Origin of the sequence: Fervidobacterium islandicum (assembly GCF_000767275.3) — a bacterium.
GTDB lineage: Bacteria > Thermotogota > Thermotogae > Thermotogales > Fervidobacteriaceae > Fervidobacterium > Fervidobacterium islandicum.
Map to the genome: position 1 here is coordinate 868,246 of NZ_CP014334.2, position 11,794 is coordinate 880,039.

Sequence of the window (11,794 nt, forward strand, 5' to 3'; positions counted from 1 at the left end):
CTACAACTGAAATCGAAAAATTTCATGCTACAGAGGAGGGAAAAGAGCGTGATCACACTCTTCGCGGTGCTTGTTGGAATGTTCATGGCATTTGCCATAGGGGCAAACGATGTGGCCAATGGTATGGCTACTGCCGTAGGAGCAAAGGCAATAACGCCAAAACAGGCTGCCCTTCTTGCTTCATTTCTTGAGTTTCTCGGCGCTGTTATGTTCGGTGCTACAGTTACAAAGACCATAGCAAGTGGTATAGTGGCGATAGAACATATTACAAATCCCAACCATGTTATCTACGGTGCAATAGCTGCGTTGTTATCAGCTGGAATATGGGTGATGCTCGCTACGGTTTTTGGTATGCCCGTTTCAACAACACATTCGATAATAGGTGGCATGATAGGATTTGGATTGGTAAGCGGTGGGGTTAAGGTCGTATACTGGTCAAAATTGCTAAAAATTGTACTGTCTTGGTTCATTTCTCCGGTAGTGGGAGGCATTTTGGCTTTTATAGTATTTAAGATAATAGTTTTAACGATACTTCACCGTTCGAGTCCTTTGAATGCCGCAAAGAAAGTTGCCCCAGTCTTAGTTGGTTTCACCTTCTTCCTCATCTCCTTCCTTTTTTCACTCAAAACACTTAAAAAACCTTACAATTCTTCACTACTAATTGGATTGCTATTCTTTGCATTGGCTTTCACAGTATCTTATCTACTCGTGAGGAAAAGACTGAACAATAATCAGTTAGATGAATACCAAGCTGTCGAGAATATCTTTAAAAAAGTTCAAGTGCTGACCTCCGCTTATGTGTGCTTTTCGCATGGTGCTAATGATGTGGCAAACGCTGTCGGTCCCATAGCACTAATCTTCATGATAAAGAACAACCAAACGACAAATATTTCAAGCATTGAGATTCCCCGATACATACTGTTCATAGGTGGGTTAGGTATTGCTCTTGGAGTGCTGTTATACGGATACAAGGTTATGGAAACGATTGGGCACAATATATAACTGAACTGAATAATACAAGAGGCTTTTCTGTCGATTTTGGAACAGCTACAACAGTTCTTTTGTCATCGATATTCGGTTTTCCGATAAGTACAACTCATACGGTTGTCGGTGCTGTGACAGGTGTTGGTTTAGCAAGAGGTATCGAGGTTGTAAACCTTGGAATTCTTAAAGATATCCTTATATCCTGGTTTGTTACCGTTCCTTTCTCAGCCGGAGTAAGTGCCATTCTTTATCTTTTATTCACTCGCGTTTTCTAAGTTACATGAATTGCTTATTATCTTGAACGTCAATACAGTTAATCTCGTCCCCAATAAGGGGACATTTTTTAGTTTCGCGTACCAATAAAAGCAAGATTATCAAGCTGAAAAAGTGCGGTATAATATTGTTTAGTAGGCATACTAAAAAATTGAACCCAAAGGGAGGATAAGGACATGACGGTTCTTTTCCTTACAAAAATGATCGACTATTTCGTTGAACGAGTAAATGACTTGAAAAAGGAATTCCCGAACGATTTATTCGTTATTGCAAAGGACAGAGAAGATGCCCAAAGGTACATCGGTGAGGCGGATGTAGTTGTAGCAGGTGGCTTATCACCAGAGCAAGTTATCAATGCCAGAAACTTAAAATTTGTCTTAGTTCCTTGGGCAGGTGTGAACGGGCTTCCTATAGATTTGTTGGCTGAAAGAGGTGTAATTGTTGCGAACAACCATGGTAATGGGAAGATCGTTGCTGAAAGAGCTTTAGGTTTGGCACTTGCACTCATGGGAAGAATCGTTGAATACCATAACGACCTTTCCAAAGGTATTTGGCATGGTTATGAATCTGGTTCAAAACCCGAGGATTTTTGGTTTTCGCTACAAGGAAAGCGCGTTACAATCCTTGGTCTTGGCACAATTGGACGGCATTTGGCAAAGCTACTATCTGGTTTTGAATGCGAGATTATGGGATTTAAAAAGACGGTGGAACCAGTTGACGGAGTAAATTACGTAACAAACAACTTGGAAGAGGCTATAAATTTCGGCAAGATTATCTTCATTGCACTCCCACTTACAAAAGAAACATATCACCTTATAAACAAAGAACTTATATTACAAATGCAAGGAAAGTTCCTAATAAATGTTGGTCGTGGGCAAATAATCGAAGAGGAGGCGCTTTACTACGGGCTTAAAAACGGCATTCTTGCGGGTGCCGCAGTTGATACTTGGTACCTATATCCGGATGCAGACCATTCAGTCCAGTTGCCATCACGGTATCCAATCCATACCTTCAAGAACGTGGTCATTTCACCACATGTTGGAGGTTTCACAATAGAAGGACAAATTGGACGAATAGATGAAACGATCGAAAATCTTAGGAGAATCCTCGCTGGTGGAATGCCAAAGAACATCGTGGATCTTAAAAACGAGTATTGATAAATATTAGAGCAATGGAGAGGGGTATATAAATGCCATTCGACGGCTTTGTTATGAAAACAGTTGTGGAAAAGATCAGAGATTTAATTCTGGGAAAGAACGTAAGGAACATCTACCTTTACGACAAGGTGATTTATTTCTCCTTCGATGAGGGTGACTTAAAAGTTTCGTTGAATCCAAATTATTCGCACGTCTCATTTACGAATCATATAGTTAAAGAACCAGACAAACATACTTTTGTCGAACTACTACGTAGCAGAATACGTGGGGCAAGAGTTCATGAACTTACTACGAATGCGTATGAAAGAACAATGATAATGAAATTGCGCAAAATAGATGAAATTGGCGAGAAGCATGAGTACGAACTGTATTTCGATATCATGGGAAAGCATTCAAACGCTATTTTTGTTGAAAACGGTATTATAATAGACGCTTACAAAAGGATAGAAACACGTGTTAGGAACATCTTCCCGGGCGAACAATTCACACTTTTCAGCTCGGAGAAACTCCCGATAGATGAGGTAACATTTGAAAAGCTGAAAAGTGCTCTTGAGAAATTCCAAAACAAACAGCGAATGATTTCGGAATTTATCTATTCAACAGTTCAAGGATTTTCAAAACAAACGGCAGAAGAATTGCTTTTGCGCTCAGAATTGGAAGACAAACCGGTATCACATATCACTGAAAGAGAATTAGAAAAATTAGTTGTTGGACTTTTAAGTATACTGGAAGAAATTAAACAAAAAAGCGTCTATATATACTATGAAAACGAGCAACCGACGGATATCTCTGCATTCAGGTTACACAAATACAATGATTTAAAGAGATGTGATGATGTTATCGCATGTATAAATGAGTACTTTGACTTTGTCGAGAATAAAGACAAATTAATTCAAAAGCGCTCCCAACTGTTAAGCATTGTTAATAGCCGAATTTCCTCACTGGAAGAGCTGCTGGCTCAGATTGAAAAGGAGAAAGAAGAATGTTTGGAAGCTGAGAAGTACAGAAAATACGGAGAACTGATAAAAGCTTACAGTTATCAAATTCCTCATGGTGGTTGCGAAGTAGAGCTATTTGATTGGGAAACGAATGAAAACGTGTCAGTTCCACTAGAGACTCATCTTTCACCAATTGAAAATAGCGTGAAATATTTCAAACTGTACAACAAACTGAAGAAGAAGGCAGAAGGTTTGAAAGAACGCGAAAACATACTTAGAAAGGAATTGGATTACTTAAGGCAGTTGCAGGATACCATAGAGAATGCCGAAACTTTGGAAGATTTAGAAGAAATAGAAGATGAGATGATTGAAAATGACTTGATAAAAAGCAAGCACAAAAAGAAGGGCAACAAATCGAAGATAGAACACACAAAGTCAGAACCTAGGAAGTATTTATACAACGGATTCACAATATTAGTAGGGCGAAACAACAAGCAGAACGACGAACTGGTTAGAAAATCAAGTGAGCATGACATATGGCTACACGTTCAGGGTATGCCGGGCGCACATGTTGTTATAAAAACAAATGGTAAGCCCGTTGAAGAAGACGTTCTTTTATACGCGGCAAAGTTAGCTGCTCAGTTCAGCAAGGGAAAGTATTCTACAAAGGTACCGGTTGATTACACGTACATAAAGTACGTGAAAAAGCCCAAGGGCTTTAAACCAGGACTTGTGCTTTATTCAAATTTTAAAACTCTCTTTGTAACTCCTGATGAAAGGTTTCAGCAAAGTAAGTAAGCATTCAAATAATCATAAATTCGAACTGAAAAAAGAATTAGTATGAAGGTGAGACTATGTTATACGAACTTGTTAGCGATTACAGCCCTGCTGGTGACCAACCGCAGGCAATAGAAAAGTTAGTAGAAGGTCTAAAAAAAGGCTACCGCTTCCAAACGCTTATAGGCGTCACAGGAAGCGGGAAGACGTTTACTATGGCGAATGTGATAAAAGAGATAGAAAGACCGGTTCTGGTAATATCACCGAATAAAACTTTAGCTGCACAGTTGTATACAGAGTTCAAGTCTTTCTTTCCAAATAACAAGGTCGAGTTTTTCATAAGCTACTACGATTATTACCAGCCGGAAGCTTACGTACCCACGAAAGACCTTTACATAGAAAAGAGCGCTGATATTAACGAAGTCATCGCAAGGATGAGAATGAGTGCTATAAAATCCATAATGACCAGAAGGGATGTTATAGTTGTTGCAAGTGTTTCAGCGATATACGCATGTGGTGATCCACGCGATTTTGATACTCTAAACATAAAACTCACAGTTGGAGAGCGTGTTAAACTCAACGACTTGCTCAAACACTTAGTACGTATAGGATACGAGAGAAAAGAAGACATCGGGCTGACTGGTAGCTTTCGATTTCGTGGCGATACGCTCGAAATTTTTCCGACGTATCAAGATGAAGGTATTCATATCGAGTTCTTTGGTGACGAAATTGATAGAATTTATACATTTGACAGGCTGAACAGAGAAATAATAGAGCGACTGGACAGAATAACCATCTATCCAGCAAAGGAGTACGTCACCACGGAAGAAAAGATAGCAATAGCTGTGAAAGGTATAAAAGAAGAACTTGAGGAAAGGCTTGCGGAATTGAGAAGACAAGGTAAAGAACTTGAAGCTCAAAGACTTTATCAAAGAACGATGAACGACATCGAGTTACTGAGTACTTTAGGCTACTGCACTGGTATCGAAAATTACTCACGCCACTTCGATGGCAGGCAACCTGGCGAGCCACCATACTCGCTGCTTGATTACTACGATGAAGATTACATTGTGTTCATAGATGAGTCCCACATCACGATTCCACAACTCAGAGCCATGTACCACGGTGAGATGTCAAGAAAGAAAAGCCTTGTTGAATATGGCTTTAGATTGCCTTGTGCGTACGACAACAGACCTCTCAAATTCGAGGAATTCCTTTCAAAAGTGAACCAGGTAATTTTTGTGTCTGCCACCCCTGGACCATTTGAAATGGAGGTATCTGAGCAGATTGTCGAGCAAATCATCAGGCCAACCGGACTTATCGACCCACTTGTCGAAGTAAGACCAACAAGGTATCAAGTCGATGATTTGGTGAAAGAAATAGTAGAAGTCAAAAAGCGTGGTGAACGTGCGCTCGTTACTGTTTTGACCAAGAAAACAGCTGAAATGCTTGCTGAATATCTCGTAGAATTTAATATCCGTGCCTTGTATCTACATTCTGAACTTGATGCGATAAAGAGATTCGAAGTGCTCAAAAAATTGCGTTCGGGAGAAGTGGATGTTGTTGTAGGAGTTAACTTACTGAGAGAAGGTTTAGACCTTCCGGAAGTATCGCTCGTGGCGATACTTGATGCTGACACTGAAGGATTCTTGAGAAGTGAAACCACGCTCATACAAATCATAGGCCGAACAGCCCGAAATGAAAATGGAAAGGTTATCATGTACGCCGACAGAATAACTCCTGCAATGCAAAGAGCAATCGATGAGACAAATAGAAGAAGGAAAATACAGATAGAATACAACCTTAAAAACGGTATCCAGCCACAGACCATAGTGAAACCTCTAATGGAAGATATATTTGCACCTTTTCGAGATAAAGAAGAGGAATTCTACAAAGTGTACGAAGATAGCATCTTCGCGCTGAAAGAATCCTTACCATTGGAAGACTACGTCGCATTACTTGAGGAAGAAATGTACAAAGCCGCTTCAGAACTGCGTTACGAAGATGCGGCAAGAATTAGGGATGAATTATTCAGAGTTAGGGAAGAACTCAAAGACAAGAAATAAAATTAAAAAGGGGCGTTCGCCCCTTTTTTGATACACTGATTCAGTAAAGCGTATCACAGGTGAATTGGTTTGTCTGTAATCCCTTCAAGTGCACCTAAGATAGTTTCGCTCAGTGTCGGATGTGGATGGATCGATTCTTCAAGTTGATGTGCTCTGAGCTTATTCCTCACAGCTATTACTCCTTCCATGATGAGTTCTGTTGCAACTGGAGAAACAATTGACATACCTAGTACTGTATCGTCGTTCTTATCTGCTATCACTTTTACAAAGCCTATATTCTCAAGCATTGTCCTTGCTCTACCATTTGCAGAGAGTGGGAATTTGAATATCTTGACCTTTTCTCTATCCACATCCTTTTCTCTCAAACCCGTCGATGCTACCTCTGGATTCGTAAAGATTATCGATGGAACAGCAGAGTAGTCCATCTCTGCTTCAATTCCAGCGATATTCTTTGCTGCAACAACACCTTCGTACGCCGCAACATGCGCAAGCATAATTTGACCTCTTACGTCTCCTATCGCATAAACACCTTCGATATTTGTTCTCATCCTTAAATCAGTTTTAATCCCTCTTTCTATTTCAACGCCGAGATTCTTAACATCTTCCGGAATATTCGGCCTTCTTCCAACTGCAACAAGTACTTTATCAACTACCGAAATTACCTCCTTACCTTCACTATCAACAACTGTTACCTCGTAACCGTTGCTGACTATTTTCACACCTGTCACTTTCGCTTTCTCTTTTATTTCTACACCTTTCCTTGCGAATGACTTCTTGACCTCGTCCGCTACGTCGTCGTCTTCGTAAGGAAGTATATGATCAGCCAATTCAACGATTTTGACCTTTACACCTAGTGAGCTGAAGAACGTTGCGAATTCGACACCAATAACTCCACCACCGACAATCAACAACGATGATGGTAGTTCTTTCATTAAGAACACGTCGTTACTTGTCCATATACCTTCGACTTCACTGAACGGTGGAAAAATCGTTGGAACAGAACCGTGAGCAAGAACAAGATTTTCACATTCGAGCTCTTCGCCACTTTCCTTAATCCTCACCTTTTTCCTATTAACTACCTCCGCTGTTCCCTTCACAACGGTGACGTTGTTTTTCTTCATAAGGAATTCTATACCTTTCCTTGACATCATAATGCTTTTGTTTGCGTGAGCCATAATCCCAGCAAGGTCAAACCCTTCAACACTTATTTTTAGACCTAATTTACTTGCTTTCTCTTTCGATTCATCGAGCAGGTGTGTAGCTGTTAGAAGTGCCTTTGTTGGTATACAACCCCAATTCGTACAGGTACCTCCGAGATTTTCCTTTTCGATAAGTGCTACTTTTTTTCCGTACTGTGCAAGCTTTATAGCGCAAACATATCCACCAGGGCCACCACCGATAACAACTGTATCAAAAACCATCTCCACCACTCCTTTATTCAGTTTATTCGTGTTATAATAATTATAATGACGACCTATTAATCTTTCAAGCTTGGAGGAAGAACATGAAAAAGAAACTAACACTTGAGAATCTATTCAAAATACTTGCCAATCAAAAACGCTTAGAGATATTGATGGCGGTCTACGACAACAACCAGACCGCGACAGAGGTGTCGAAGATCGTAGGACTTGACATATCAACAACTTACAGATACCTTAAGTCTTTAAAAGAAGCCGGTATTCTAAATTCCAGAATTGTAAAAGGCATAGAAATGTTCGATTTCTCCTCGGAGGAAGTTTACAAAATTCTCCAGTACGCTATCAATTTCATCAATAAACTTAACGCTGAAGGCAGATTCTGTGAAAACCTTGCCGCTTGCGAAATTGAAAGTAGACCCATAGTCCAAATATCCGGTGAGCCTGATTATGTATTAGATATGCGAGGTGAAATGTGTCCTGTTCCAGGCCTCACAACACAGCAAGTATTATCAGAGTTGGAAGATGGCAAAATCCTACTCGTTATAGTCGACTATCCACTTTCGGCTGAAAGGATCCCAAATAGAGTCGAACAACTTGGACACGAATTAATCGGAAGAACTATCGATAATCAAGGAAACTTCTATATTTACATCAAGGTGAAAAAGACAAATACCAGCGAATAATACTGTTAATTAAAAGCGGTGGTTGACCACCGCTTTGATTTTTCCCTTCTTGTGAAGAAATTAACCTATGAATTTCTCTTCTTTCTCAATCAATTCCACTAATCCATCGTAATCTATAAGTTTGACGTTTTTGACATCGGCTGTACAAAATCCTCTTGCTTCAAGATCGTTCTTAAGTGCGTACACTTCTGCTTTTGTCAGCTTTGTAACATCCTCAACAACTGCAAAAAAAACACCATTTTGAATAAGGACTACCTTATCGTTCTCATTAGCAATCTCCAATTTTACTCTCTCGGCCGGATTATCGACACCGTATTTCACAAGTATCAAAGCCATTTCATTCACCTCACATAAAAACAACGTAATCGTACTCATGGAAAAGCTTCGAGAGCTCTGCCTTGCTTACAAACTGTGCACCGTATTCTGGATCAACCTCTGTAACCTTCATTCTTTCGGCATCTTCCTTAACTACATAGACAGGTGTGCCGTACCTTGCTAAGTATCTTTTCACCATGCTGATAGGAAGAAGGCCGAGACATTCTGGCTTACACGTCGGTCTTACTGCAACAGTTGCTTCGTTCATCAAGAGAACTGCTGGTTCAAGGTCTTCTCCGTACATTCCGAAAGCTGTTCTAAACGCTTCATTAACCCAAATTGAACCTACTGGGGATTGGTATACAACGAATAGTAATTTCTTAGCCATTATTTCACCACCCAACATGCCATAATCATTAAGCCATAAGGCTTATGAACCTGTCACAGTTAGCAAAAAGACTTGCCAGTTCAGGTAAGCCACTTGGTCTTGAGCCTTCGACTATCATATCTTCTGTTACTCCTCGGTAATCCATACAAATACCACAGATTTCAATACGTACACCTTTAGCTGCCAGCTCTTTCATTTTCTCAGGTATATTCCTGTCAGTTCTTATCGGCTTAACCTTAGAATTAATTGAGAGAACTGAATCTGCGAACAAGAATATAGTAACCTCGTGACCTCTTTTTAGTGCAGCTTCTGCGATATGGATAGCTGTATCCAAATCCTGGTACGTGTAAGGGGGAACCATCACTTGAATTGCTATCTTCATTATATCAACTCCTCAAATTCACATAAAATGATCGACTTGCTTATTTTCTTCCAAACAAGAACCAAGCCATTGTCCAGTTTCCAAGCATAAAGAAGACTGTTGCAATTATCGAGGAGACTGCCATAAGTCCAACACCTGTGAGAGCGTGGCCAATGTTACAAGCATCGGCCATTGCCGCACCAAGTCCCATAAGAACTCCACCGATCATTACCTGGACGTATGTCTTTGGCTGTTTTGGCATTCTTAGTTTGAACTCCTTGGCTTGCACAGCCGAAATTGCAGCACCAATGATTATACCTATTATCTCAAAACCTTCCCAGCTAAGTGCTTCACCTGTTGTAAAACTCTTTATCAAATTGATCCAACCACCAGTAATACCAAGTCCGTACATTCTTCCAGCTTTCTGACTTGTCCACCAGGCAAACGGTGCAAGTATCGCCAAGAGCACTGCTGCAACCTTCCAAGAAAGCTTCGTTTCCCTGTTTGTTGTCTTTGTTCCAAATGCATAAACCCAGAGGATTGCAGCAAAAATAATAGCCATTACCAAAGGATTAATGTGGAAGACGTCTGGAAGTGTCAAACCAGATTGTGGCTTGTATATGCTTGAAACGTGATTTTCAACGGTTTTGTTGAATTGTCCAAGCCAGTTTGATATGAACTTTAGTGCTCCACCCTTTACGGAAGTAGCTGTCAAACCGTATATTAAAGCAGCAAACCAAGCAGTTGTTAGACCCTCACCTGTTCTGTATGTAACACCAGAAGCACAACCGCCTGCAAGAACCATACCTAAACCAAATGTAAAGGCACCAAGTGTGTTACCAACGAGATTTATTGGTTTCGGATTGAGCGTAATAAGACCGAATTGAGCAAAAAGAACGAAAAGAATAGCCTCGAGCCCAACAGCGAACGTATAAAGTTTCATCAAATAGTTATCTTTGAAGAAAACAAGGTCTCTGTAAGCAGAGTTAAAACACACGCGTCCTCTTTGCAAAATCACACCGAAAATGAGACCAATTATTAACCCTGACCAAGCCATATCAATTCACCCCTGTTATCAGCCATTTACTTTTATGTATATTTTCCATTCACTTGGACCAACTTCTTCAATTTCAAGAACTTCATGTCCCATTGCCTTGACGGTTTCGGGAATTCTTTCTTTCGACATTGGATAATCGACCCAAACTTCAAGGATTTCACCAGGTTTCATATCCTTGAGTGCTCTCTTTGTTTCTACATCCGGAACTGGACAAACTTCTCCCCTGACGTCTAATGACTTTGTAACTGCATATTTCGCCATAAAAGTCCCTCCCTCTTTTATTTGATGCTGTTAACTAAAAGTATTGAAAATTTCCAAAAACCGTATTATCTTCTTATTAGTGGAACACCCCCCACCATCAATTCTCACAAAAAGGAGGTACTCCACTATGCAAAATTCTGTAGTCTCTTGCCCCAAATGCGGCTCTACCAACATCTACAAAAACGGTCATGATAAGTACGGTAACCAACAATACTTTTGCAAAGACTGTAAGCGCACTTTCAGACTTGTTCATTCAAAAAAACACAAGCTCTTCTCTTTCCCTTATCCTAAATGCCCTGTCTGTGGAAAAACTATGCAAATCCACAAAATCAAAAAAGCCTTCGTTAAGTTCCGTTGCCGTTCTTGCCATACCAGAGACGAAATCCCAACTAACTTACCTCAATTTGTCCCTCTTCCTTTCGACTCTTTCAAGTTCTTCCGTTTCCCTATCTTTATTGTCCTTAAAGCCTTCGTCCTTTATTTCAAAGCTGTGTCCTTGCGTTCCATCAGAGACTCACTTAATATCAAAGTCTCTCATGTCGCTATCTACAAGTGGATCCTTAAGTTGTCTTGTTTCTTTTCCATCCTCGTTCCTGTAGATGCTTTCAAAGTCCATGGTGATGAAACTGTCGTTTTGTTTAAATCCAAAAAGTACTACGTTTGGTTCTTAGTTGAGCACGATTCGAATCTTATTGTTGCTTGGCATGTATCCAAATATCGCGATATGGGTCAAGTGAAGATATTGTTAGAGAAGTTCTTTGGTAACAACGAAAGAACAATCGAACTAATTACAGATGGACTTGGTGCATATGGTGCAGTGAAGATACTATACAAGAATATCAATCATATTGTTGTGAGACTTGGGCAAAACAATCAATGTGAATCGAAGTTTTCGTTATTCCAAGACTTTGTACGAGCCAAGCGTGGATTTAAGAATATTGACAATCTTCCAATGTACGTAAACAGTTTTTGTGTAGTGAGAAATCTCTTGAAACTGAATGGCAATGATATTGCGCGTGTTATGAGTGTTCTATTGTCTTCCATCACTACAAGTTAACAGCATCATTTTTTTGATGCTGTTAACTAAAAGTATTGAAAATTTCCAAAAACCGTATT

At 40.0% G+C, this 11,794-nt stretch carries 11 protein-coding genes and 1 pseudogene; 6 read left to right on the forward strand and 6 right to left on the reverse strand.

All coding sequences use genetic code 11. The annotated features are described in order from the left end of the window. Positions 1–24 precede the first annotated feature (24 nt). From NA23_RS04035 to uvrB, 4 genes and pseudogenes are all read left to right on the forward strand, one after another. Positions 25–1,259: pseudogene (locus NA23_RS04035) on the forward strand (inorganic phosphate transporter). Between the two features lie 174 nt (positions 1,260–1,433). After that, positions 1,434–2,414: a 2-hydroxyacid dehydrogenase gene (locus NA23_RS04040; protein WP_033191014.1), complete on the forward strand. Its 981-nt coding sequence runs from the start codon at positions 1,434–1,436 to the stop codon at positions 2,412–2,414. Positions 2,415–2,446: 32 nt separating this feature from the next. After that, positions 2,447–4,150 (forward strand): Rqc2 family fibronectin-binding protein, encoded by a 1,704-nt coding sequence (locus NA23_RS04045; protein ID WP_033191013.1) that lies wholly within the window; start codon positions 2,447–2,449, stop codon positions 4,148–4,150. 56 nt (positions 4,151–4,206) lie between these two features. Continuing rightward, positions 4,207–6,195 carry an excinuclease ABC subunit UvrB gene (gene uvrB / locus NA23_RS04050; protein ID WP_033191012.1) on the forward strand — a complete coding sequence of 663 codons (1,989 nt, stop codon included), beginning with the start codon at positions 4,207–4,209 and terminating at the stop codon, positions 6,193–6,195. 53 nt (positions 6,196–6,248) lie between these two features. Here the strand turns inward: uvrB and lpdA are convergent, their stop codons facing one another. Then, a complete protein-coding gene (gene lpdA / locus NA23_RS04055; protein WP_033191011.1) occupies positions 6,249–7,616 on the reverse strand; it encodes a dihydrolipoyl dehydrogenase in 1,368 nt (455 codons plus the stop codon). Positions 7,617–7,699: 83 nt separating this feature from the next. Between lpdA and NA23_RS04060 the strand changes: the two genes are divergently transcribed. Beyond that, positions 7,700–8,296, forward strand: coding sequence for a sulfurtransferase TusA family protein (locus tag NA23_RS04060; protein ID WP_033191010.1), 597 nt, complete (start codon positions 7,700–7,702; stop codon positions 8,294–8,296). Between the two features lie 60 nt (positions 8,297–8,356). Here the strand turns inward: NA23_RS04060 and tusB are convergent, their stop codons facing one another. Genes tusB through NA23_RS04085 form a run of 5 tightly spaced genes read right to left on the reverse strand, consistent with a single transcriptional unit; the run spans position 8,357 to position 10,678 of the window. Further along, positions 8,357–8,632, reverse strand: coding sequence for a sulfurtransferase complex subunit TusB (gene tusB, locus NA23_RS04065; protein WP_033191009.1), 276 nt, complete (start codon positions 8,630–8,632; stop codon positions 8,357–8,359). A 10-nt stretch (positions 8,633–8,642) separates the two neighbouring features. Next, positions 8,643–8,999, reverse strand: coding sequence for a DsrE family protein (locus NA23_RS04070; protein WP_033191008.1), 357 nt, complete (start codon positions 8,997–8,999; stop codon positions 8,643–8,645). Between the two features lie 28 nt (positions 9,000–9,027). Beyond that, positions 9,028–9,381, reverse strand: coding sequence for a DsrE/DsrF/TusD sulfur relay family protein (locus NA23_RS04075; RefSeq protein ID WP_033191007.1), 354 nt, complete (start codon positions 9,379–9,381; stop codon positions 9,028–9,030). Positions 9,382–9,421: 40 nt separating this feature from the next. Further along, a complete protein-coding gene (gene tsuA, locus NA23_RS04080; protein WP_033191006.1) occupies positions 9,422–10,417 on the reverse strand; it encodes a thiosulfate transporter TsuA in 996 nt (331 codons plus the stop codon). Between the two features lie 18 nt (positions 10,418–10,435). Then, positions 10,436–10,678: a sulfurtransferase TusA family protein gene (locus NA23_RS04085; RefSeq protein WP_033191005.1), complete on the reverse strand. Its 243-nt coding sequence runs from the start codon at positions 10,676–10,678 to the stop codon at positions 10,436–10,438. 127 nt (positions 10,679–10,805) lie between these two features. Between NA23_RS04085 and NA23_RS04090 the strand changes: the two genes are divergently transcribed. Beyond that, positions 10,806–11,735, forward strand: coding sequence for a DDE-type integrase/transposase/recombinase (locus NA23_RS04090; RefSeq protein WP_033192800.1), 930 nt, complete (start codon positions 10,806–10,808; stop codon positions 11,733–11,735). Positions 11,736–11,794: the final 59 nt, after the last annotated feature.

Bases quoted from the DNA above. Each gene is read 5' to 3' on its own strand.
- NA23_RS04070 (WP_033191008.1), bottom strand. From the start codon at position 8,999: ATGGCTAAGAAATTACTATTCGTTGTATACCAATCCCCAGTAGGTTCA.
- NA23_RS04085 (WP_033191005.1), bottom strand. From the start codon at position 10,678: ATGGCGAAATATGCAGTTACAAAGTCATTAGACGTCAGGGGAGAAGTT.
- uvrB (WP_033191012.1), top strand. From the start codon at position 4,207: ATGTTATACGAACTTGTTAGCGATTACAGCCCTGCTGGTGACCAACCG.
- lpdA (WP_033191011.1), bottom strand. From the start codon at position 7,616: ATGGTTTTTGATACAGTTGTTATCGGTGGTGGCCCTGGTGGATATGTT.
- tusB (WP_033191009.1), bottom strand. From the start codon at position 8,632: ATGGCTTTGATACTTGTGAAATACGGTGTCGATAATCCGGCCGAGAGA.
- NA23_RS04040 (WP_033191014.1), top strand. From the start codon at position 1,434: ATGACGGTTCTTTTCCTTACAAAAATGATCGACTATTTCGTTGAACGA.
- NA23_RS04045 (WP_033191013.1), top strand. From the start codon at position 2,447: ATGCCATTCGACGGCTTTGTTATGAAAACAGTTGTGGAAAAGATCAGA.
- tsuA (WP_033191006.1), bottom strand. From the start codon at position 10,417: ATGGCTTGGTCAGGGTTAATAATTGGTCTCATTTTCGGTGTGATTTTG.
- NA23_RS04075 (WP_033191007.1), bottom strand. From the start codon at position 9,381: ATGAAGATAGCAATTCAAGTGATGGTTCCCCCTTACACGTACCAGGAT.
- NA23_RS04060 (WP_033191010.1), top strand. From the start codon at position 7,700: ATGAAAAAGAAACTAACACTTGAGAATCTATTCAAAATACTTGCCAAT.
- NA23_RS04090 (WP_033192800.1), top strand. From the start codon at position 10,806: ATGCAAAATTCTGTAGTCTCTTGCCCCAAATGCGGCTCTACCAACATC.